Source organism: Pseudomonas sp. Irchel s3h9, from assembly GCF_900187475.1.
Taxonomy (GTDB): Bacteria; Pseudomonadota; Gammaproteobacteria; order Pseudomonadales; family Pseudomonadaceae; genus Aquipseudomonas; species Aquipseudomonas neuropathica.
Genome location: NZ_FYDH01000006.1, coordinates 245852 through 268180 on the forward strand (window position 1 = coordinate 245852; position 22329 = coordinate 268180).

The 22329-nt window shown below is 60.7% G+C and carries 25 protein-coding genes; 10 read left to right on the forward strand and 15 right to left on the reverse strand.

From position 1 onward, the window contains the following. The first annotated feature begins 8 nt into the window (after positions 1–8). Both dxs and CKW26_RS12515 read left to right on the forward strand, forming a co-directional pair. Entirely contained in the window at positions 9–1907 is a 1899-nt protein-coding gene (dxs, locus tag CKW26_RS12510) for a 1-deoxy-D-xylulose-5-phosphate synthase (protein ID WP_095048808.1), read from the forward strand. Between the two features lie 139 nt (positions 1908–2046). Beyond that, positions 2047–3930 carry a TonB-dependent receptor domain-containing protein gene (locus CKW26_RS12515; protein WP_095048809.1) on the forward strand — a complete coding sequence of 628 codons (1884 nt, stop codon included), beginning with the start codon at positions 2047–2049 and terminating at the stop codon, positions 3928–3930. A 110-nt stretch (positions 3931–4040) separates the two neighbouring features. Here CKW26_RS12515 and CKW26_RS12520 read toward each other — a convergent pair whose 3' ends face one another. From CKW26_RS12520 to nrdR, 12 genes are all read right to left on the reverse strand, one after another. Beyond that, positions 4041–4841 carry a cobalamin-binding protein gene (locus CKW26_RS12520; RefSeq protein ID WP_095048810.1) on the reverse strand — a complete coding sequence of 267 codons (801 nt, stop codon included), beginning with the start codon at positions 4839–4841 and terminating at the stop codon, positions 4041–4043. Further along, entirely contained in the window at positions 4841–5260 is a 420-nt protein-coding gene (locus CKW26_RS12525; RefSeq protein ID WP_095048811.1) for an MFS transporter, read from the reverse strand. The genes CKW26_RS12520 and CKW26_RS12525 overlap by 1 nt, the downstream gene beginning before the upstream one ends. Then, entirely contained in the window at positions 5257–5874 is a 618-nt protein-coding gene (ribA, locus tag CKW26_RS12530; RefSeq protein WP_016984117.1) for a GTP cyclohydrolase II, read from the reverse strand. The genes CKW26_RS12525 and ribA overlap by 4 nt, the downstream gene beginning before the upstream one ends. A gap of 222 nt (positions 5875–6096) precedes the next feature. Further along, on the reverse strand, positions 6097–6849 hold the full coding sequence (locus CKW26_RS12535; protein ID WP_095048812.1) for an ABC transporter substrate-binding protein: 753 nt from the start codon (positions 6847–6849) through the stop codon (positions 6097–6099). Positions 6850–6886: 37 nt separating this feature from the next. Beyond that, positions 6887–7390 carry a phosphatidylglycerophosphatase A gene (locus CKW26_RS12540; RefSeq protein WP_007910933.1) on the reverse strand — a complete coding sequence of 168 codons (504 nt, stop codon included), beginning with the start codon at positions 7388–7390 and terminating at the stop codon, positions 6887–6889. After that, complete coding sequence (gene thiL, locus CKW26_RS12545) at positions 7387–8352, reverse strand: thiamine-phosphate kinase (protein ID WP_095048813.1); 966 nt, start codon at positions 8350–8352, stop codon at positions 7387–7389. Before thiL ends, CKW26_RS12540 begins: the two co-directional genes overlap by 4 nt. A gap of 18 nt (positions 8353–8370) precedes the next feature. Further along, complete coding sequence (gene nusB, locus CKW26_RS12550; RefSeq protein ID WP_034153728.1) at positions 8371–8871, reverse strand: transcription antitermination factor NusB; 501 nt, start codon at positions 8869–8871, stop codon at positions 8371–8373. After that, positions 8868–9344 (reverse strand): 6,7-dimethyl-8-ribityllumazine synthase, encoded by a 477-nt coding sequence (gene ribE / locus CKW26_RS12555; RefSeq protein ID WP_003228649.1) that lies wholly within the window; start codon positions 9342–9344, stop codon positions 8868–8870. Before ribE ends, nusB begins: the two co-directional genes overlap by 4 nt. A gap of 91 nt (positions 9345–9435) precedes the next feature. Beyond that, a complete protein-coding gene (ribBA, locus tag CKW26_RS12560; RefSeq protein WP_039761895.1) occupies positions 9436–10527 on the reverse strand; it encodes a bifunctional 3,4-dihydroxy-2-butanone-4-phosphate synthase/GTP cyclohydrolase II in 1092 nt (363 codons plus the stop codon). A 16-nt stretch (positions 10528–10543) separates the two neighbouring features. Further along, the gene (locus CKW26_RS12565; protein WP_093434480.1) at positions 10544–11206 is read right to left on the reverse strand and encodes a riboflavin synthase; all 663 of its coding nucleotides are present in this window, start codon (positions 11204–11206) and stop codon (positions 10544–10546) included. A 47-nt stretch (positions 11207–11253) separates the two neighbouring features. Further along, positions 11254–12387 (reverse strand): bifunctional diaminohydroxyphosphoribosylaminopyrimidine deaminase/5-amino-6-(5-phosphoribosylamino)uracil reductase RibD, encoded by a 1134-nt coding sequence (ribD, locus tag CKW26_RS12570; protein ID WP_095048814.1) that lies wholly within the window; start codon positions 12385–12387, stop codon positions 11254–11256. Continuing rightward, positions 12384–12848, reverse strand: coding sequence for a transcriptional regulator NrdR (gene nrdR, locus CKW26_RS12575; protein ID WP_007910946.1), 465 nt, complete (start codon positions 12846–12848; stop codon positions 12384–12386). The genes ribD and nrdR overlap by 4 nt, the downstream gene beginning before the upstream one ends. A gap of 128 nt (positions 12849–12976) precedes the next feature. Here nrdR and CKW26_RS12580 point away from each other — a divergent pair, with 128 nt between their 5' ends. The 3 genes from CKW26_RS12580 (at position 12977) to trxA (ending at position 15123) form a co-directional block, all read left to right on the forward strand. After that, positions 12977–13441 (forward strand): YbaY family lipoprotein, encoded by a 465-nt coding sequence (locus CKW26_RS12580; RefSeq protein WP_095048847.1) that lies wholly within the window; start codon positions 12977–12979, stop codon positions 13439–13441. Continuing rightward, entirely contained in the window at positions 13438–14103 is a 666-nt protein-coding gene (locus CKW26_RS12585) for a methyltransferase (RefSeq protein WP_095048815.1), read from the forward strand. The genes CKW26_RS12580 and CKW26_RS12585 overlap by 4 nt, the downstream gene beginning before the upstream one ends. Positions 14104–14250: 147 nt before the next feature. After that, positions 14251–15123: a thioredoxin gene (trxA, locus tag CKW26_RS12590; RefSeq protein WP_095048816.1), complete on the forward strand. Its 873-nt coding sequence runs from the start codon at positions 14251–14253 to the stop codon at positions 15121–15123. 88 nt (positions 15124–15211) lie between these two features. Here the strand turns inward: trxA and CKW26_RS12595 are convergent, their stop codons facing one another. Continuing rightward, complete coding sequence (locus tag CKW26_RS12595) at positions 15212–15571, reverse strand: hypothetical protein (RefSeq protein ID WP_095048817.1); 360 nt, start codon at positions 15569–15571, stop codon at positions 15212–15214. 135 nt (positions 15572–15706) lie between these two features. On the opposite strand from CKW26_RS12595, the gene CKW26_RS12600 reads away from it, so the two are divergent. The 5 genes from CKW26_RS12600 to CKW26_RS12620 all read left to right on the forward strand — a co-directional run bounded on the left by CKW26_RS12600 (position 15707) and on the right by CKW26_RS12620 (position 19898). After that, a complete protein-coding gene (locus tag CKW26_RS12600; protein WP_095048818.1) occupies positions 15707–16306 on the forward strand; it encodes a DUF2796 domain-containing protein in 600 nt (199 codons plus the stop codon). Between the two features lie 136 nt (positions 16307–16442). Next, complete coding sequence (locus tag CKW26_RS12605; RefSeq protein ID WP_095048819.1) at positions 16443–17153, forward strand: ABC transporter ATP-binding protein; 711 nt, start codon at positions 16443–16445, stop codon at positions 17151–17153. 1 nt (position 17154) lies between these two features. After that, entirely contained in the window at positions 17155–18420 is a 1266-nt protein-coding gene (locus tag CKW26_RS12610) for an ABC transporter permease (RefSeq protein WP_095048820.1), read from the forward strand. 11 nt (positions 18421–18431) lie between these two features. Then, on the forward strand, positions 18432–18950 hold the full coding sequence (locus CKW26_RS12615; protein WP_093434953.1) for a DUF3299 domain-containing protein: 519 nt from the start codon (positions 18432–18434) through the stop codon (positions 18948–18950). 249 nt (positions 18951–19199) lie between these two features. After that, complete coding sequence (locus CKW26_RS12620; protein ID WP_007910962.1) at positions 19200–19898, forward strand: OmpW family protein; 699 nt, start codon at positions 19200–19202, stop codon at positions 19896–19898. 379 nt (positions 19899–20277) lie between these two features. On the opposite strand, the gene CKW26_RS12625 is transcribed toward CKW26_RS12620, so the two are convergent. Together CKW26_RS12625 and CKW26_RS12630 are read right to left on the reverse strand one after the other, a co-directional pair. Next, positions 20278–21210: an NAD-dependent epimerase/dehydratase family protein gene (locus CKW26_RS12625; protein WP_095048821.1), complete on the reverse strand. Its 933-nt coding sequence runs from the start codon at positions 21208–21210 to the stop codon at positions 20278–20280. Further along, positions 21203–22087: a sugar nucleotide-binding protein gene (locus CKW26_RS12630; RefSeq protein WP_095048822.1), complete on the reverse strand. Its 885-nt coding sequence runs from the start codon at positions 22085–22087 to the stop codon at positions 21203–21205. The genes CKW26_RS12625 and CKW26_RS12630 overlap by 8 nt, the downstream gene beginning before the upstream one ends. Positions 22088–22329: the final 242 nt, after the last annotated feature.

Sequence of the window (22329 nt, forward strand, 5' to 3'; positions counted from 1 at the left end):
TTCGCCTGATGCCCACGACGTTTCATGAGATTCCCCGCAAGCGCCCGACCACGCCCCTGCTCGACCGCGCGAACACGCCGGACGGCCTGCGCCGGTTAGGCGAAGCCGAGCTGGAAACCCTGGCTGATGAGTTGCGCCTGGAATTGCTCTACACGGTCGGCCAGACCGGTGGGCATTTCGGTGCCGGCCTGGGCGTCATCGAGCTGACCATCGCGTTGCATTACGTCTTCGACACCCCGGACGACCGGCTGGTGTGGGACGTGGGTCATCAGGCGTATCCGCACAAGATCCTCACCGGTCGCCGCACGCGCATGGAATCGCTGCGCCAGAAGGACGGCATCGCCGCGTTCCCGCGTCGCGCCGAGAGCGAGTACGACACCTTTGGCGTCGGCCACTCCAGCACTTCGATCAGCGCAGCATTGGGCATGGCCATCGCCGCCCGCCTGCAAAACAGTGATCGCAAGGCGATTGCGGTGATCGGCGACGGCGCGTTGACCGCTGGCATGGCTTTCGAAGCGCTGAACCACGCGCCGGAAGTCAACGCCAACATGTTGGTGATCCTCAACGACAACGACATGTCGATCTCGCGCAATGTCGGCGGTCTGTCGAATTATCTGGCGAAGATTCTTTCCAGCCGCACCTACGCAAGCATGCGCGAGGGCAGCAAGAAAGTCCTGTCGCGCCTGCCCGGCGCCTGGGAAATCGCCCGCCGCACCGAAGAATATGCCAAAGGCATGTTGGTTCCCGGCACGCTGTTCGAAGAGCTGGGCTGGAACTACATCGGCCCGATCGACGGCCACGACTTGCCAACCCTGATCGCCACGCTGCGCAACATGCGCGATCTGAAGGGCCCGCAGTTCCTGCACATCGTCACCAAGAAAGGCAAAGGCTTCGCCCCGGCGGAAGTCGACCCGATCGGGTACCACGCGATCACCAAACTCGAACCACTGGACGCCCCGGCCGCAGCGCCGACAAAGACTGGCGGACCGAAGTATTCGGCCGTGTTCGGCGAGTGGCTGTGCGACATGGCGGCGGCTGATCCACGTCTGGTCGGGATTACCCCGGCGATGAAGGAAGGCTCGGATCTGGTGGCGTTCAGCGAACGCTTCCCGCTGCGCTACTTCGACGTGGCGATTGCCGAGCAGCACGCGGTGACGTTCGCTGCCGGCATGGCCTGCGAAGGCGCGAAACCGGTGGTGGCGATCTACTCGACATTCCTCCAGCGCGGTTACGACCAACTGGTGCATGACGTAGCGGTGCAGAACCTCGACGTGCTGTTCGCCATCGACCGTGCTGGCCTGGTGGGCGAAGACGGCCCGACCCACGCTGGCAGCTTCGATCTGTCCTACCTGCGTTGCATCCCGGGCATGGTCATCATGACCCCGAGTGATGAAAACGAACTGCGCAAAATGCTCACCACCGGCCACCTGTACAACGGCCCGGCAGCTGTGCGCTATCCACGCGGTACCGGCCCGAACGCGACGATCGACAAAGACCTCGAGCCGATTGAAATCGGCAAAGGCATCGTCCGTCGTCAGGGCAGCAAAGTCGCTTTGCTGGTGTTCGGTGTGCAACTGGCCGAGGCGCTGAAGGTGGCTGAAAAACTCGATGCCACCGTGGTCGACATGCGTTTCGTCAAACCGCTGGATGAAGAGTTGGTGCGCGAGATTGCCGGCAGTCATGAGTTGCTGGTGACCATCGAGGAGAACGCGATCATGGGCGGCGCCGGTGGCGCGGTCAGTGAATTCCTCGCGCGGGAGAACATCCTCAAGTCGATGCTGCATCTGGGTTTGCCTGACGTTTACGTCGAGCACGCAAAACCGGCGCAGATGCTGGCTGAGTGCGGGCTGGATGAGGCGGGGATCGAAGCGTCGATTCGTGAGCGTCTGGCCTTACTCGACAAATAAACGCATTACCCTTGTGGGAGCGAGCCTGCTCGCGAAAGCGGACTGTCAGTCAATACATTGCTGACTGATTCACCGCATTCGCGAGCAGGCTCGCTCCCACATTTGATTTGTGTACACTTGAAACACCAGTGGACTGTCCATGAACCTCTCGCGCCTCGCCCTGCCCTTCCTCCTGCTGCCAGCCGCCAACGCCCTCGCCGACACCTTCGAGCGTGATCAGGCACTGAAACTGCCGGACATGCTTATCTCAGCCAACCGCCAGGTCGAAGCCCGCAACGACAGCAGCGCCGCCAACACGGTGTTCACCCGTGAAGACATCGACCGCCTGCAGCCGAGTGACGTGCCGGACCTGCTAAGGCGCGTCCCTGGTGTGCAAGTGGCGCAGGCCGGCGGGCGCGGCAGCCTGCCGGGGATCTACATTCGCGGCACGCAGTCGGCGCAGAGTCTGGTGTTGGTCGACGGCCAGCGTATCGGCAGCTCCACTTCCGGCGACAGCAACCTGCAGCATCTGAACATCGAGCAAATCGAACGGGTGGAAGTGCTGCGCGGTTCGCGTTCGGTGATTTACGGCAGCGATGCGATTGGCGGGGTGATTCAGATCTTCACCCGGCGCGGCACTGAGCAAGGTTTGCAGCCACGGATGCACGTCGGTTTCGGCAGCAACCAAACGTGGGAACGCAGCCTCGGCTTGTCCGGTGGCGACGCGAAAACCCGCTTCAATCTCGGCGCCAGTCTCGATGAGACTGCCGGGATTGATCGTACCCATGAGTCGTATCCAAGCGATGGCGATCACGACGCCTACCGCAATAAATCCGTCAGCCTGAGCCTGAGTCATGCGCTGACCGATGACATCGAAGTCGGCGCCAATCTGCTGGATAACCGGGGCAAGAGCGAGTTTGACAACCCGTTCGGCCGCTTCGACATGAACACCTTCGAATCGGTCCAACAGCAGCCGTACAGCGATTTCAACGTCAGTAGCGTCAGCAGTTACGTCGATGCCCGGGTCAACGAGATCTGGAAAACCCGCGTCGAGGTCGGCCACACCGAGAATCGCGAGAAGACCCTCGACAAGCTCAGCGACGAACGCACCGTGTTCAACACCTACCGCGACTCGGTGAACTGGCAGAACGACCTGACACTGGACGCACGCAACAGCCTGATCCTCGGCGGCGACTGGTACGAAGACCGGGTCAACAGCAGCACCGCATTCGACGAAGACAGCCGCTGGAACCGCGCCGCATTCATCCAGCATCGCTATCAGGCCGACAGCTTCTCCACGGAACTGGGTCTGCGTCACGACGACAACCAGCAATTCGGCAGCCAGAACACCTGGAGTGGCACGTTCACTCTGCCGCTGAATCCGGACAATGATCTGTTGCTGAGCTACAGCGAAGGCTTTCGTGCGCCGACTTTCAACGATCTGTACTACCCCGACTTCAGCAACCCGGATTTGAAACCGGAAACCTCGAAAAGCTATGAGTTGCAGTGGCGCAGTCAGTTGACTGACAGCAGCCGTCTGGAGGCGTCGATCTATCGTACGGATCTGGAAGACGCGATCATTTTCGGCAGTAACTCACGCCCGGAAAACGTCGCTTCGGCGCGGATCAACGGTTTTGAAGCAGCGCTGAAGCAGGAACTGTTCGACTGGCAGAGCAATCTTGGCCTTTCGATCATCGATCCGCGTGATCGCAATACTGGGCACACCCTGGCCCGGCGCGCGCGACGCACGTTGAGTTGGGATCTGGATCGGCAATTTGATCAAGTCAGCTTCGGCGCCAGTTGGCAGGCGGTCAGCAGCAGTTATGACGACCTGACAAATGAAAACCCACTGGGTGGTTATGCGTTGTTCGGCTTGCGCAGCAGTTGGGCGTTGAACCGCGAGATCAAGCTGGATCTGAAGGTCGATAATGTTTTCGACAAAGGTTACAGCCGGGCGAACTACAGCTATGACGGCAGCCAGTATGGTTATCGCGAGGAAGGTCGGATGTGGATGTTTGGGGTGACTTGGACTCCCCAGCTTTGATTTGAATCTTCGGTGATTTGACTGACCCCTTCGCGAGCAGGCTCGCTCCCACATTTGGAATGCAATCCTCCTGTGGGAGCGAGCCTGCTCGCGAAGAAGTCACCGCGATTTCAGCGGTCAGGCGCGATCAATTGGCAGAGTTTGGCGGTGGCGCTGATCATTTGGCCGCTTGGGCGTTCGAGGCCTTTGTCGGTGACCAACAGTAATTTTTCCTGCTTCACCGCCGCCACCTGCGGCCAGGTTCTCCACGCATTCAACTGCGCCTGATCACTCGCCAGAATCACCTCAGGATCACGCTGCAACACTGCCTCAATACTCACCTGCGGCGCCGGCAAACTCAGATCGCTGAACACATTCCGCGCCCCGCACACCTCCAGCGCATCACTGATGATTTGCCCGCCACCGACGGTGTACAGCGGCTTGTCCCAGACCTGATAAAACACCCGCAACGGCACTTCCCGGCGATAGCGCTGGCGCAGCTCCGCGAGTTGTTGGCGCAGCGCCGCCGCCCGTTTGACCCCATGCTCCGGTCGCCCCAATTGCGCGGCAATGGCTTCAATCTGGGTGGTGAGTTGTTCTAAAGAATGCGGTTCGGCGACGAAGGTCGGGATGCCCAGGCGCTTCAGTTGATCACGCTGCGCCGGGCCGACACTGCCGGGCCACAGCAACAACAAATCAGGTTTGAGGCTCAGTAGCTGTTCCATGTCGAGTTGGCCATAGCGGCCGACAGAGGGGACGCTGGCAATTTCAGCCGGCCGCTCACCGGCATCCAGCACACCGACCAACAGATCTGCCGAATCCAGCTCAACGACAATTTCAGAAAGGGACGGCGCGAGGCTGACCACACGCAGTTGCGCCAGCGCAGAACCACTGACGGCCAGCAGCAGAACCGCCAGCCAGAGGCGGCGCATCAACCGAGTTGACGCGGGATACGGTAGAGATAAAACAGCACTGCCGTGGACAACGCCAGCAGCATCAACGGTACGGCTTCAAGACCGACAAACACCGCCAGTGCGCCAATCCACGCCGGCAAGGCTGCCACAAGAAAAGCCGCACGACGACGGGCTGCGAGAGCAATCCACGCGGCCGGTTCATCGGGGGTATCGAGAGCTTTTTGCGTGGCGATCAGCGCATGTTTATAACGGCCAAAAAACTTCAGGCTGACAAACATCGATGCCACGCCGGCAATAAAGAACGGCATCGCCAGCACCGGCAGAATGCCTTTGCCCTGACCGAACAACGCGTTGAGTACGAACAGCGGCACCAGCGCCAGCGCGAGGTATTTCCACCAATCGACCGATAACCGGCGCCGCACCTGACCCCGCGTCACGCGCGATCGACCTCGCCCTGATGCTCGTTGCCCATCATGTGGTCGAGCTTGCTGGCCTTGGTCGCCAGATAGAGTTTGTTGTGCGGATTGTGACCGGTGTGCAGCGGCACGCGCTCGGCGACAGTAATGCCCATATCGGTCAAGGCTTTGACCTTGCGCGGGTTGTTAGTCATCAGGCGCAGGGATTTCACGCCCAGATGCTCGAGCATCGGCAGGCACATGGCGTAGTCACGCTGGTCAGCGGCAAAGCCCAGACGCTCGTTGGCTTCAACGGTGTCGGCGCCGCCATCCTGCAGTTCGTAGGCACGGATCTTGTTCAACAAACCGATGCCACGACCTTCCTGACGCAGGTACAGCAATACACCACGGCCTTCACGGGCGATGGCTTTAAGCGCGCCTTCCAGTTGCGAACCGCAGTCGCAACGCTGGCTGAACAAGGCATCGCCGGTCAGGCATTCGGAGTGCAACCGGCCGAGTACCGGGGCACCGTCGGCAATTTCACCCAGGCTCAGCACGACGTGCTCGCGGCCGGTGGCTTCATCGAGAAAACCGTGCATGGTGAATTGCGCAAAAGGCGTTGGCAGCTTGGAAGCGGCGACAAAGACGACAGGCACCGGTGTGCTCCTGATCTAAAGAGTCTGAAAATTCGCAGGCCGGCATTGTAACAGCAGGTTCCTACCGGCGCTTAGGCTGAATTATCGGGCATAACGATCAAAAAGTTTGATAACAACCCGGTCGACATGGATCCATGTAGGAGCTGTCGAGTGAAACGAGGCTGCGATCTTTTGATCCGGCTTTTAGGATCAAGATCAAAAGATCGCAGCGTGCCGCAGCTCCTACAGGGGATTCGTCGCGCCGGTAGTGAACGGATACGGCTGCTGCCACTTCTCGAAGATCGGCTTCAACTCGCCGCTCTTCACCAACTGCTCCATACGCTGGTCATACAGCGCCATCAGCGCTCGCGCCTGTGGCGTGTCGGCAAACCCGAGAAACAGCGGCAGCTCGGCCAGGTGTGAATAGCGATACTGCGCCGGATCGGCTGCGGTTTTCACCACGGCTTCAATCTCGGTCAGCGCATCGATGTAGTAATCCGCCCGCCCCTGCTTGAGCATCGACAGGATCCCGGTACGCCGCTCGATCTGGTTGTAGCGCTTGATATTCGGCAAGAAGTTTTCGTAGCGATAACCGCGCACCCAGGCCAGGCGATACTTGCCCAGCGTCGCTTGGGTAGGTGCAGGATTACTCGCCAGGCCCAATGCGTAAATGTGGTCGGAATCGAAATTCCAGTGTGGGTACAACACCTGCTCGGCTTCGTCGCGGTAGGTGCCGACCAGCGCATCGACTTCCTTCAACTGCACCAGCCCGACCGAGCGGGTGTAAGGCAAGCTGCGAATGTCCAGCTTGACCCCGGACGGTTCGAACACTTTGCGCAGCACGTCCCAGCCCAGGCCATGGCCATCAGCGGCGGTGTAGTCTTCCCAGTCTTCGCTGGCCAGATGGATGACCGTCGGCGTCGGCGCTGCTTCCTGCGCACCGGCCACGGTGCTCAGCAAAGCCAAAACCACTAGCGCCAACCAACGTCGAGCCATCCCTAGTCCCCTCACTTGACCCTGATATCCCTTGGACTCAGGCGAAAATCCACACCAGTCCCTGCATGGCCAGCCAGGCGAACACGCCGGCCAACACGTCGTCGAGCATGATGCCGACGCCGCCATGCACGTGCCGGTCGATCCAGCGGATCGGCCATGGCTTGAGAATGTCGAAGAAACGGAATACGAGGAAACCCGCGAGCAACCAGTACCAGCCTTCCGGCACCAGCCACAAGGTGATCCACATCCCGACCATTTCGTCCCAGACGATGCCTTCGTGGTCGTGTACCCGCAGATCGTCAGCGACTTTGCCGCACAGCCAGAAGCCGAACAGCATGGTGATCCCGAGCATCAGCCAGTAACCCCAGTCGGGCAACATCTGCCATAACGGGATAAAGGGTAGCGCAACCAGCGAGCCCCACGTTCCCGGCGCCTTGGGCAAGGTGCCGGAACCGAAGCCGAACGCGAGGAAATGCCAGGGATTGCGCCAGACCGACGGCGGAACGAATTCGGCCGGAACCTGTTTCGGGTGATCTGTCACGGTGTCTCCTGAAAATGTTGATAACCCCGGATTTGCGGGGTGATGTCGTGACCTTCGCGATCCAGCAGGACCACGCCCTGACCTTCGGACACTCGACCGATCACATGGATCGGCCAGCCATTGGCCAGCAGCGCCGGCAACTCGACAGACGGCAAGGTGAACGCCAGCACGTAATCATCGCCACCGCTCAGCGCAGCACGCTCGGCGCCGCGCTGACCGAGAAACGCCACTAATGCATCCGACATCGGTACGCGCTCGCGTTCAATCTCAAGTCGGACCTTTGAGGCCAGCGCGATATGGCCGCAGTCGGCGAGTAATCCATCGGAGATGTCCAGCGCCGAGGTGGCTTTGCCACGCAGGGCCTGGCCGAGGGCGAGTTGCGGTTGTGGTGACCAGTAATGATCGAGCAGCGGTTGGGCGACGTTCGCTTCGGCGTCACGCTGACCGAGCACCAGCGGCAAGGCGCCGGCCGCATTGCCAAGTTCGCCACCGACACAGAGCAAGTCGCCCGGTTGCGCGCCACTGCGGGTCAACGCCTGACCGGCAGGCACGCGACCGAACACCGTCACCGTCAGGCTCAACGGCCCGCGCGTGGTATCGCCGCCCACCAGCGCGACGCCGCAACTCTGCGCCATGCGGTTCAATCCGCCGGCATAGGCTTGCAGCCAATCAGCAGTCACCGTCGGCACAGTCAGGGCAAGGGTAAAGGCAACGGGTGTGGCGCCCATGGCGGCCAGATCGCTGACCGCAACGGCCAGCGAGCGCTGACCGAGCAGAAACGGATCGCAGGGGTCGGCGAAATGCACACCGGCCACCAGCGTATCGGTAGAGATCGCCAACTGTTCCCCAAGGGGAACAGCGAGCAAGGCGCAGTCATCGCCGATCCCCAGCGCAACGCCTTCGCCGCCCTGCGCACAAGGCGCGGCGGCGAAGAAGTTACGGATCAGCTCAAACTCGCCCATTGAAGTATCAAGCGCGTTTCAGCGCTTGAACGCCTTCACTTCAGCTTCACGCAGGCGCGGAGCCAGCTTGTCGAGCACACCGTTGACGAACTTGTGACCGTCGGTCGAACCGTAGACTTTCGCCAGTTCGATCCCTTCGTTGATCACAACGCGGTACGGCACGTCGACGCGCTTGAGCAGTTCCCAGGTCGACAGGCGCAGTACACACAGTTCAACCGGGTCGAGCTCTTCGATGGTCAGGTCCAGGCACGGCGCCAGCGCAGTGTCGATCTCGGTCAGACTGGCCGGAACACCGTGCAGGATGTCGTGAAAGTAGCTGGCATCGGCGAAGGTGAAATCGTTATCGACGCGGAACTGCGCTTCGATTTCGTTCAGCGAAGTACTGGCCATGTGGCGCTGGTACAACGCTTGAGTCGCCAACTGACGGGCAGCGCGGCGCTTTTCACTTTTCGAAGGCTTGCCGGCGTCGGTTGGACGCGGCTCGCGCGGGTTGAAACGATCGCTTTCGTCGCTAATCACTTGGCCTCCAACTGTGCCAGCAGGCTGACCATTTCCAGAGCGGACAGGGCAGCTTCGGCACCTTTGTTACCGGCCTTGGTGCCGGAACGTTCGATGGCTTGCTCGATGGAATCAACGGTCAGGACGCCGAAGGCAACCGGAACGCCGAACTCCATGGACACCTGGGCCAGACCCTTGGTGCACTCGCCTGCCACGTATTCGAAGTGCGGAGTACCGCCACGAATGACCGCGCCGAGGGCGATGATGGCTGCGAATTCACCTTTCTGGGCGACTTTCTGCGCAACCAGCGGGATTTCGAAGGCGCCAGGTGCGCGGATGATGGTGATGTCGCTTTCGCTCACGCCGTGGCGAACCAGGGCATCAACTGCACCGCTGACCAGGCTTTCAACGACGAAACTGTTGAAGCGGCCCACTACCAAAGCGTAGCGGCCTTTAGGGGCGATGAAGGTACCTTCGATGGTCTTCAGGGTCATTCGTCAGTTCTCTTAAAGAGCCGGGACGCGTCTGCTACGCGTCCCTCAGTGATTTATTTGCCGCGAATCGGAGATCGGAAACAACCGGTCATTATTCGGAGGGCACGTATTCTACAACTTCCAGATCGAAACCGGATATCGCATTAAATTTCATTGGCGCAGACATCAAACGCATTTTGCGCACACCGAGGTCACGCAGGATCTGCGAACCGGCACCGACGATGCTGTAAGTGGTCGGTTTTTTCGGCGCTGCCTGCTCACCCGTTTCACGGATATGTGCCAGCAGCACATCGCCATCGAGCGGGTGACCAAGCAACAACACGACACCGCTGCCAGCCTCGGCGACCGCAGCCATGGCGGCGCGCAGGCTCCAGCGGCCCGGTTGTTTGACCATCAGCAGGTCGCGCAGCGGATCCATGTTGTGCACCCGAACCAGGGTCGGCTCTTCGGCGCAAACAGTGCCCAGCGTAAGGGCCATGTGCACATCGCCTTCCACCGAATCACGATAGGTCACCAGGTTGAATTGGCCCAGTTCGCTGTCCAGTGGCTGCTCGGCAATCCGCTGAACGGTACGTTCATGGATCATCCGGTAGTGAATCAGGTCGGCGATGGTGCCGATCTTGATGTTGTGCTCAGCAGCGAACGCTTCCAGTTCAGCGCGACGGGACATGGTGCCGTCGTCGTTCATCACTTCGCAGATCACGCCACTTGGCTCGAAACCGGCCATGCGCGCGAGGTCGCAAGCCGCTTCGGTGTGGCCGGCGCGAGCGAGGGTGCCGCCAGCCTGGGCCATCAGCGGGAAAATATGACCCGGGCTGACGATGTCTTCAGCCTTGGCGTCTTTGGCGGCAGCCGCTTGCACGGTGCGCGCACGGTCGGCGGCGGAAATGCCAGTGGTTACGCCTTCGGCGGCTTCGATCGACACGGTGAACTTGGTGCCGAAACCGGAACCGTTGCGCGGCGCCATCAGCGGCAGCTTCAACAGTTCGCAGCGCTCGCGGCTCATCGGCATGCAGATCAGACCACGGGCGTGCTTGGCCATGAAGTTGATGTGCTCGGCCTGGCAGCATTCGGCAGCCATGATCAGGTCGCCTTCGTTCTCGCGGTCTTCGTCATCCATGAGGATGACCATCTTGCCTTGGCGGATGTCTTCAACCAGTTCTTCGATGCTATTGAGCGCCACAAGGCACCCCCTTCAGTCAGGATTTGAGGTAGCCGTTGGCGGCCAGAAAGCTTTCGGTGATGCCACCAGCGCTCGGCTCTGCGGCCTTGTCGCCGAGGAGCAGACGCTCCAGATACCGCGCCAGCAAGTCAACTTCCAGATTCACCCGGCGACCTGGCTTGTACGACGCCATGATGGTTTCGCTCAGGGTGTGCGGAATGATCGTCAGCATGAATTCGGCGCCATCGACGGCGTTCACGGTCAGGCTGGTACCGTCGACAGTGATCGAGCCTTTATGGGCGATGTACTTGGCCAGTTCCTTCGGCGCGCGAATGCGAAATTCCACGGCGCGGGCATTGTCGCTGCGCGAGACGATTTCGCCGACACCGTCGACGTGGCCGCTGACCAGGTGCCCGCCGAGACGGGTGGTCGGGGTCAGGGCTTTTTCCAGATTGACCGGGCTGCCGCTTTTCAGGTCGTTCATGGCGGTGCAGTCCAGCGTTTCACGGCTGACGTCGGCGGCGAAGCCGTCGCCCGGCAGCTCAACGGCGGTCAGGCAGACGCCGTTGACCGCGATGCTGTCGCCGAGTTTGACGTCGCTCAGGTCGAGCTTGCCGGTGGCGACGTGGACCCGCACATCACCGCCCTTTGGGGTCAATGCGCGGATACTGCCGATGGATTCGATGATGCCGGTAAACATGGGGTTCTCCTTGAGAACTGGGCCAGCGCTAACGCGATGGCCGGGAATTATACGCTCGCCGAAAGGACAGGGATGGCAGTGACTCGCCAGTCATCGCCCACCGCGCGAATTTCAGTGATTTTCAGCTCCGGCGCATCCTTCATATAAGCCAGCGGCCAGTCCAGCAGCGGACGCGCCGTGGAGCCGAGGAACTTGCCGGCGATGAAGATCACGAATTCGTCGACCAGACCGAGCTGAGCAAAGGCTCCGGCCAAGCGTGGGCCGGCCTCGACCAGCACCTCGTTGGTGCCACGGTTGGCCAGTTCGATGAGTAATTGATGCAGGTCGACCTGACCGTCATCACCCGGCACGATCAGGCACTCGGGGCCGTGAGCATATTGCTCTTCGATCGCGACACAGGTGGCGACCAATGCCGGGCCAGCCTTGAAGAACGGTGCATCCAGCGGCACCCGCAGGCGTCCATCGATCAGCACGCGCAGTGGTGGGCGACTCATGGCCAGCGCGGTTTGCTCGCTGTCCAGACCGAGTTCGTCCGCGCGAACAGTCAAACGCGCGCCATCGGCCAGCACGGTGTCGGCGCCGGTCAGGACCACGGAGGCCTGAGCACGCAGACGCTGGACGGCTGAACGCGCGGCCGGGCTGGTGATCCATTGGCTCTCGCCGCTTTCCATCGCCGTGCGACCGTCGAGGCTCATGGCCAACTTGACCCGCACGAACGGCAAGCCGTGTTCCATGCGTTTCAGAAAACCTTGATTGAGCTTGCGCGCTTCGGCTTCGAGCACACCGCTTTCAGTGGCGATGCCGGCATCGGCCAGACGCTGCAAACCACGCCCAGCCACTTGTGGATTCGGATCACGCATCGCTGCGACCACGCGGCCTACGCCAGCATTCACCAGCGCATCGGCACACGGCGGTGTGCGGCCATGGTGGCTGCACGGTTCGAGAGTTACATAAGCAGTCGCGCCCCGGGCCAGCTCACCGGCGGCGCGCAGGGCATGGACTTCGGCGTGCGGTTCGCCGGCACGTTCATGCCAGCCTTCGCCGACGATCTGGCCGTCACGCACCACCACGCAACCGACCCGAGGATTGGGGTGCGTGGTGTAGTGACCTTTGCGCGCCAGTTCCAGCGCGCGCGCCATGAAGTGGGCATCGAGGATGGCCTGCTCGCCGGCGCTGGTCATTCTTTCACCGGTTCGCGGGCGAGGCGGTCGATTTCTTCGCGGAATTCATTGAGGTCCTGGAAGCGTTTGTACACCGACGCGAAACGGATGTAGGCGACTTCATCAAGCTTTTGCAACTCAGCCATCACCAGTTCGCCGACCACGAGGGATTTGACCTCGCGCTCGCCGGTGGCGCGCAGCTTGTGCTTGATGTGAACCAGGGAAGATTCGAGGCGCTCGACGCTCACCGGACGTTTCTCCAAGGCGCGTTGCATCCCGGCGCGGAGTTTTTCTTCGTCGAACGGTTGGCGGCTGCCGTCGGTTTTGATCAGGCGCGGCAACACCAGTTCGGCCGTCTCGAACGTCGTGAAACGCTCGCCGCAGGCCAGGCATTCACGCCGGCGGCGCACCTGTTCGCCCTCGGCGACCAGACGCGAGTCGATGACCTTGGTGTCGTTGGCACCGCAGAAGGGACAGTGCATGGTGGCTGGCAACAAAAAAAGGGAGGGCCATGGTAGCGCATCCCGGTGGCAAGACAAGCCATAGGCTTTGCGGTATACAGAACGACATGATCGTTTGATCCATGGATTTCATTTTGCTGGAGCATCCAATGCCGTTACGTCCGCTCGTTTTGCTCAGTCTTTTCAGCCTGCTGGTGGCCTGTGGCAGCGATGCACCCAAGCCCCAGCCGCCAACACCGGGACCTGCCCCGCAGCAAGCGCAGAAAAAAGCCAAAGAGGCTGCCGAACTTGGCCCGCTGCCGGCTTATCAACGGGAATTGAGCGGCACCCTGCAAGGCGTGCCGGCCGGCGCCGAAGTCGAACTGGCGCTGCTGGTGATCGACGAAAAGGATCGCCCGCAACAATTGCTCGCCAGTTCCAGCCTGATCGGCAACAACCAGATCCTGCCGTTCCGCCTGCGCTTCAACCCGGACGCGTTCCCGGCCGGTGCGCGGGTTGAGTTGCGTGGCCGCGCCAGCCAGTCCGGTCAGTTGATTCTGCATCTGCCGTCGCAAACCATCAGCCAGCCGACCTCCCAGGCGCTGGGCCAACTGCAATTTGTCAAAGCACCATGAATGCACCGCTCGACCTGCAACAGGCGTTAGGTGAATTGCTCGGCGACGCCAGACTTAAAGTCTGTGCCTTGCCGGACACTGATTTGCAGCTATGGCTGATCGATGGCGACAACATGGATCGCGAATTCAGCCAGGAAGAAATTCAGCGAATTTTGCATGAGCCACCGTATTGGGGTTTCTGCTGGGCCAGCGGTCTGGCGGTGGCGCGTTATCTGGCGGAATTTCCCGAGTGGGTGCGCGGCAAGCGTGTGCTGGATTTCGGCGCAGGTTCCGGGATTGCCGGGATCGCGGCGGTGAAGGCCGGGGCGCTGGAGGTGGTGGCGTGCGATCTGGATCCTCTGGCGATTTCCGCGTGTCGGGCGAATGCCACGCTGAATGGCGTAGGGATGAATTACTCGACGGATTTCTTTGCCGAGGCGGATCGGCTTGATCTGATTCTGGTGGCGGATGTGTTGTATGACCGGGCCAATCTGCCGTTGCTCGATGCGTTTTTGAGCCGTGGCCGCGAGGCGCTGGTGGCGGATTCGCGGGTTCGGGATTTTCGCCATCCGTTGTATCAGCGGATTGAAATGCTTGAGGCGATGACGTTGCCGGATCTGGCGGAGCCTGAGGAATTTCGGCATGTCAGCCTGTACCACGCGCGGCGTGATTGGAATCGTTAAAAGATCGCAGCCTTCGGCAGCTCCTACAGTGATCGGCTTTGTCGTCTATATTGCGGGCGGACGCTGAACCTGTAGGAGCTGCCGAAGGCTGCGATCTTTTGCGCCACCGCTTATAGTGCGTTCATTAACGCTTTGACGAGATCCCCCATGAGTCAGCAAACGCCATACATCTTCGACGCCACGACGGCCGATTTCGACCAGTCGGTGATCGAGGCTTCCTTCAACAAACCGGTGCTGGTGGATTTCTGGGCCGAATGGTGTGCGCCATGCAAGGCGCTGATGCCGATGCTGCAAGGCATTGCCGAGAGCTATCAGGGCGAATTGCTGCTGGCCAAGGTCAACTGCGACATCGAGCAGGACATCGTCGCCCGCTTCGGCATTCGCAGCCTGCCGACCGTGGTGCTGTTCAAGGACGGTCAACCGGTCGACGGTTTTGCCGGTGCACAACCGGAATCCGCCGTGCGCGCCCTGCTTGAGCCGCATGTGCAGATGCCGCCACCGGCCGAAGCCGATCCGTTCGAGCAGGCTCAAGCGTTGTTCGATGACGGCCGTTACGCCGATGCCGAAGCGGCACTGGTGGTGATGCTCACTGAGGACAACACAAACGCCAAGGCACTGATCCTCTACGCGCGTTGCCTGACTGAGCGCGGCGAACTGGATGAAGCGCAAACCGTGCTGGATGCGGTCAAGAGTGATGAGCACAAGGCTGCACTGGCCGGAGCCAAGGCACAGATCAAATTCCTCGGTCTGGCGCGCGACTTGCCGGATGCCGCCGACCTGAAAGCGCGTTTGGCGAAAGATCCGCAGGACGATGAAGCGGTGTATCAACTGGCGATTCAGCAACTGGCGCGTCAGCAGTACGAAGCGGCGCTGGATGCTTTGCTCAAGCTGTTCGTCCGCAACCGCAACTATGGCGAAGGTCTGCCGCACAAGACCTTACTGCAAGTGTTCGAGCTGCTGGGCAATGATCATCCGTTGGTGACGATGTACCGCCGCAAGATGTTTGCTGCACTTTATTAAGATCAAAAGATCGCAGCCTGCGGCAGCTCCTACATTGGGATCGTCTACACCCTTGTAGGAGATGCCGCTGGCTGCGATCTTTTGCGGTTCACTCGATCCAGCTGTAGAGCGGCGTATCCCCGCCGCTCACCACTTTCACGTCCGCACTGTGGCGCAGGCGCACCAGCAAGCGTTTGCCCAACGCCGCGCTGCCGGTCAGCCCTTCCAGTTGATCAAGCAGATCCGGCCCGCTGAGCTGCCCGGCCTTGCGCAACAGATCCTTGGCCAGTTGCCACAAGGCATCGTCCTGATTCAGCGGTTTCGCCGCCGGGGCGGACGCGACCGCCTCAGATTGAGCGACCGGCGCCTGCCCATTCAGTGCCGAACCGAGCTTCGCCCAGTCGCCGTCATCCAGTTCCACCGTCAAGTCCACCGGCACATCGCCGACGGTTCCGCGTATCCGCAACATTGAGTTCGCTCCCGCACTTTTCTGACGTGCATGCTCCCACGGGACTTGTGCAACGCCAAGCGCACGGGCAAACTCTGCGCACTTTCGTTATAAGATTACATAACAAACTCTTCACTTTACTTCCCGGAGACCGCCATGCGTCGTCTGCTGCTCGCTTTGCCGTTTGCCCTGTTGCCGCTGGCCATCGCCCATGCTGCCGATGAGCATGACCACGATCACGACCATGAACACGGCAGCCTCGGCGCGCATGAACATGGCGTTGGTCGCCTGAATGCTGCACTCGATGGCCAGACCCTGGAGCTTGAGCTGGAAAGCCCGGCGATGAACCTCGTTGGTTTCGAACACGTTGCGACCACGGACGCCGACAAGGCCAAAGTCGCTGCAGCCCGTGCGCAACTGGAAAAGCCGCTGACCCTGTTCAGCCTGCCCACTGCTGCCGGTTGCAAAGTGGTCAGTCAGGAACTGGAAAGCCCGTTGTTCGGCGACAAGCCGGATGCCGATGACCATGACGACGATGAAGCGGACAAGGATGGTCACGAGCATCACCACGACCACAGCGAAATCCACGCGCATTTCCAATTCAACTGCGCCACACCGGGTGCGTTGAAGACGCTGGATCTGGCTAATGTCTTCAATACCTTCCCGGCGACGCAGAAAATTCAGGTACAACTGATCAGCGCCAGCGGCCAGCAAGGTACCGAAGTGACGGCCAAGGCTGCCTCGCTGAAATTCTGATAACACCGAAAATCCCCTGTAGGAGCTGTCGAGTGAAACGAGGCTGCGATCTTTTGATTGTAAAAAACCAAGATCAAAAGATCGCAGCCTCCGGCAGCTCCTACAGGGGTCCGTGTACAACCATGAAACTGGTGCCATGACCCAAGCACTCATCGAACTGTCCGACCTGGGCTTCAACTGGCCCGGTCATCCGCCGCTGCTGGACATTCCTGCGTTTCGTCTGGAAGCCGGCGAAACCCTGTTCCTCAAAGGCCCCAGCGGCAGCGGCAAGACCACCCTGCTCGGCCTGCTCGGTGGCGTGCAGAAGCCCGGTCGCGGCAGCATTCGCCTGCTCGGCCACGAACTCACCGAGCTCTCCGCCGGCGCTCGCGATACCTTCCGTGTCGACCACACCGGCTACATCTTCCAGCAATTCAACCTGCTGCCGTTTCTCTCGGTACGCGAAAACGTCGAGCTGCCGTGTCACTTTTCCAAGCTGCGCGCGCAACGGGCGAAACAGCGCCACGGCAGCGTCGATCAAGCCGCCGCCACCCTGCTCGCCCACCTCGGTTTAAAGGATGAAAGCATCCTCAGCCGTCGCGCCGATTCGCTGTCGATCGGCCAACAGCAGCGGGTCGCTGCCGCGCGTGCCTTGATCGGTCAGCCTGAGCTGGTGATCGCCGACGAACCGACCTCGGCGCTGGATTACGACGCCCGGGAAAACTTCATCCGCCTGCTGTTCGCCGAATGCCGCGAGGCCGGATCGAGTCTGCTGTTCGTCAGCCACGACCAGAGCCTGGCGCCGCTGTTCGACCGTCACCTGTCCCTGGCCGAACTCAATCGCGCCGCCACGTCTGCCGAGGTCTGAGATGTATCTGTTTCGTCTGGCCATGGCCAGCCTGGCCAACCGCCGCTTTACCGCTTTGCTCACCGCATTCGCCATTGCCCTGTCGGTGTGCCTGCTGCTCGCCGTTGAACGAGTGCGCACTGAAGCCAAAGCCAGTTTCGCCAGTACTATCAGCGGCACCGACCTCATCGTTGGTGCCCGTTCCGGCTCGGTGAACCTGTTGCTGTACTCGGTGTTCCGCATCGGCAACGCCACCAACAACATCCGCTGGGACAGCTTCGAACACTTCGCCAGCAACCCGAAAGTGAAGTGGGCGATCCCGATGTCCCTCGGCGACTCCCATCGTGGCTACCGAGTGATGGGCACTACCGAAGCCTACTTCGAGCATTACCAGTACGGTCGCCAGCAGCATCTGCAACTGGCGGACGGTCGTGCGTTTGCCAGCGATCCTTTTGAAGTGGTGCTCGGTGCGGAAGTGGCCGATGCGCTGCATTACAAGCTCGGTGACAAACTGGTGCTGGCCCACGGCGTGGCCGCGATCAGTCTGGTCAAGCACGACGACAAACCGTTCACCGTGGTCGGCATTCTCAAGCGCACCGGCACCCCGGTCGATCGCACGTTGCACATCAGCCTCGGCGGCATGGAGGCGATTCATATCGACTGGCACAACGGCGTGCCGGCGCGAGGTAATGGCCGAATAACCGCCGATCAGGCACGCAACATGGACCTGACGCCGCAAGCGATCACCGCATTCATGCTCGGCCTCAACAGCAAGATTTCCACCTTCGCCCTGCAACGCGAGATCAACGAATTCCGTGGCGAACCGATGCTGGCGATTCTGCCGGGTGTAGCCTTGCAGGAGTTGTGGAGCCTGATGAGCACCGCTGAAAAAGCGCTGTTCGTGGTCTCGTTGTTTGTGGTGTTGACCGGGTTGATCGGCATGCTCACGGCGATTCTCACCAGCCTCAACGAACGGCGCCGCGAGATGGCGATTCTGCGTTCGGTCGGGGCGCGACCGTGGCATATCGCGAGTCTGCTGGTGCTGGAGGCGTTTGCACTGGCGCTGACAGGCGTCATCGCAGGGTTAGCGTTGCTGTACATCGGCATCGCCGCCGCGCAGGGTTATGTGCAGGCCAATTACGGTTTGTATCTGCCGCTGGCGTGGCCGAGCGAGTATGAATGGACGCTGCTCGGTGGCATTCTGGCCGCCGCGCTGCTGATGGGCAGCGTGCCGGCCTGGCGCGCTTATCGCCAATCCTTGGCCGATGGCCTGTCGATCCGTTTATGAGGATGTTCACCATGCCCCGCGCTGCACTCGCGCTGCTGCTGTTGATCGCCCTGCCCGTGTGGGCAGCGGCACCGAAAGACCTGACGTGGTCGGAAATGATCCCGCCGGACGCCGCGCCGGAAGTGCCGAACATGACGCCATTGCACGACATGTCGAAGATGAGCGACGCGCTCTCCGCTGAATCCGCGCCTGCGGCGAAGCAGGACCTGCCGAACGCGCCGGTGGTGAAGTCCCTCGACGGTCAGAACATTCGTTTGCCGGGTTATATCGTGCCGCTGGAAGTCAATGAAGAAGGACGCACCACGGACTTTTTGCTGGTGCCGTATTTCGGCGCCTGCATCCACGTGCCGCCACCGCCGTCGAACCAGATCGTGCATGTGAAAAGCGAGTTGGGTGTGAAGCTGGATGAGCTGTATCAGCCGTATTGGGTCGAAGGGCCGTTGCAGGTCAAGGCGTCGAGCAGCGAACTGGCGGATGCCGGGTATCAGATGGATGCCGACAAGATTTATGTGTATGAACTGCCGGAGTGAATCCCGGTAGTTTTGTGCTGTTTGCAAGGGCCCCATCGCTGGCAAGCCAGCTCCCACAGTGATTGAGTCGCTCACAAATTTTGTGATCAACAACAAAACCTGTGGGAGCTGGCTTGCCAGCGATGGGGCCCTCAAAGGTTCCACAGAAACCCGCCCCTTCACTGTTTCATTGAGCTGAGTCAAAAGACCGTATCAGTTGGCTTCGTACCATAGGACATCGAACATTTTTAACGTCCTTTCGGAGCCCCCATGAACAAGTCCTTGCTCAGCGCTTCGCTGTTTGCCCTCGCGCTCGCAGCCCCGCTCGCCCACGCCCACGAAGCCGGTGACATCCTCATCCGCGCCGGTGCGATCACCGTCAACCCGAAAGCCGACAGCTCCAGCGTCAAGGTCGATCAGGGTCCGTTGAGCGGCACCAATCTGGGCGGCAAAGCGACCATGAGCAGCGACACTCAATTGGGTCTGAACTTCGCTTACATGCTTACCGATCACGTCGGCCTCGAGTTGCTCGCGGCCACGCCGTTCGAGCATGACGTCAAACTCAAGGGTACTGCCCTGCCAGCGGCCAACGGCAAGCTCGGCACCCTGAAACACCTGCCGCCGACCCTCAGCGTCGTCTACTACCCGCTGGATTCGAAGTCGCCGTTCCAGCCGTATGTCGGTGGCGGTATCAACTACACCTGGATCTATGACGAACACGTCGGCAGCGAAGCCAGTGCTAACGGTTTCAGCAACTTCAAGGCGAAAAACTCCTGGGGTCTGGCCTGGCAGGTCGGTGCCGACTACATGCTGACCGACAACATCATGCTCAACGCCCAAGTGCGTTACATCGACATCGACACCCGCGCCACCGTCGAAAACAACGCCGTTGCGCCGGGCACTCGCGCACGGGTGAATGTGGATGTGGATCCGTTCATCTACATGGTCGGTTTGGGCTATAAGTTCTAAGTCGATTGACCGAACGTTCACGTGGTGGTGAATGAGGCTTGGTGGTGAGCAGGCATAGAACTGACGGCGACCGTACGCAGTTGATCGGGGGATAACATCCCCTTGCCACAGGAGTAGCGACATATTCCGGCCGTGAAAAAGGCGCCTGTCAAAGGGCGCCTTTTTCATGTCTGCCTGGCATGCGTGGTGAGTTTGAGTCTCCCCCCTCACCCCAGCCCTCTCCCTCAGGGAGAGGGGGAAAGGGAGCCGATTTGGGTGCTTTTCAAATCCAAGTTCGACTCGGTATTTCACGTCGGCGCATTTCTCACAAACGCTACGGTCAGTCCCCTCTCCCTCTGGGAGAGGGTTAGGCGGGCGGCGTTCCGATGAGGGGCTCTTTTCAGGCTCGTCCCAACAACCGCGCCAACCCCACGCTCATCGGCGTCTGCTGCGGCAGCTTGAAGCGTTCCAGCAGACGAGCGTTATTCGCCCGGGAATGACGGATATCACCGGAACGCGCCGGGCCATAGCTGATCGGCGGCAGCTCACCGACCACCGCTTGCAGGGCTTCAAGCATTTGCTTGAGGCTCATCGCCTGATTCCATCCAACATTCACCGCACCGACTTCCACCTCAGGTTTTTCGATGCCCTGTACCAGCAAATCAACCAGATCTTCGACATAGAGGAAATCACGCGTCTGCTCACCATCGCCGAACACGGTAATCGGCAAGCCTTTCTGCGCGCGCTCACTGAAGATGCTGATCACACCGGAGTACGGCGAGGACGGATCCTGACGTGGGCCGAAGATATTGAAGAAGCGGAAAATCACCGGCTCCAGGCCATGCTGGCGGCGATAGAAATCGAAATAATGTTCGCCCGCCAGCTTGTCCGAAGCGTAAGGCGTCAATGGGGCTTTGGGCGTTTCTTCATCAATCGACTCGCCCTCGCCATTGTTGCCGTACACCGCCGCGCTGGAGGCGTACAACACGCGCTTGACCCCGGCCAGACGCATGGCTTCGCAGACATTCAGCGTGCCGATGAAGTTGCTCTGGTGAGTTTTCACCGGATCGTCCACCGAGGCCTGCACCGACGCCACGGCCGCCAGGTGAGCGACTGCGCTGCAGCCTTGCATGGCTCTGGCCACCAGCGTCGCATCGGCGACATCGCCGACAATCAGCTCAACCTGCGGATTATCCAGCGGCAGGTTGCTGCGCTTGCCGGTCGACAGATCGTCGAGAATGCGCACCGAATGCCCCTTGGCAAGCAAGGCGTCGGTCAGGTGCGAGCCAATGAAGCCGGCTCCGCCGGTGATTAAAACAGTCCCTTCAGCCATGACGGTAGAACCTATCCAGTAAGCCCGGGAGTGCGGCGCGCCAGGCGCGCGGTTTAATCCCGAAAGTGTGCAGAATTTTCTTGCAGGCCAGCACCGCGTGTTGCGGCTCTTCGGCAGCGTCCGGTCGCGCGGCGTGAGCCTGGGCGGTTGGTGCTTCGATCGCTAGGGCGTGCAGGCTGCGCGCTTCGGTCAGAATCGCCTGACCCAGCGCCAGCGGTGTGGTCGCTTCGTGGCCGGCGTAGTGGTAAGTGCCCCACAGTGGCGCGGCGCAATCGAGTTGCTTGAGCACGGAAATAATCACCCGTGCGGCGTCATCGACCGGCGTCGGGTTACCCCGGCGATCATCGGCCAGGAGCAATTCTTCTGGCTGCTCGGCACGAGCGAGGAAGCGCCCGAGGGTGCCCTCCGGGCTGTCGTCGAGCAACCAGCCAAATCGTAGCAAAACGTGTTGCGGGCAAGTGGCGCGCACACTTTGTTCAATTCGCCACAACGCCTGACCGCGCAGGCCCAATGGTACCGGTTCGTCTTTTTCGCTGTACGCCGTGGCCCGCGAACCATCGAACACCCGATAACTGGAGGGCTGCACGAGGACGATGTTGTGGTGCTGGCACAGTTCGGCCAGACGCTCGATCGCACGTTCCTGCCCGGCCATGCGGCTTTCGCTGACGGTTTCGGCCTGGAACCAGTCGAAATAGTAGGCGAGGTTGATCAATGCATCGGGACGGGTGTCGTCGAGCAATTGGGTCAGGCTCGCGGCATCCCAGCCGTTTTCGGGCGGGCGGGGGGCGAGGAAACCGATGTCTTCCTCTGCACCGAGGCGAATCAGCGCCTGCCCAAGGGCATTTCCGCCGCCCAGTAACATAAGGCGCATTCGCATAGAGTCAGCAGGCCCAGTCTGATTGGAACGATGGCTTTAGCGACGGTTCTTGTGAAACCGTCGTCGATAATTGCCGGAATCGTTGCATTTTGCGGGTTTAGTGCGCAACCGTCATCCGTAAAGTGTACATCCCGGATATTTGTAGCGCTTCGACTGGCGCCATCGCGAGCAGGCTCACTCCTACAATTGAAATGCATTCCCCTGTAGGAGTGAGCCTGCTCGCGATGAGGCCCGAACGGTAC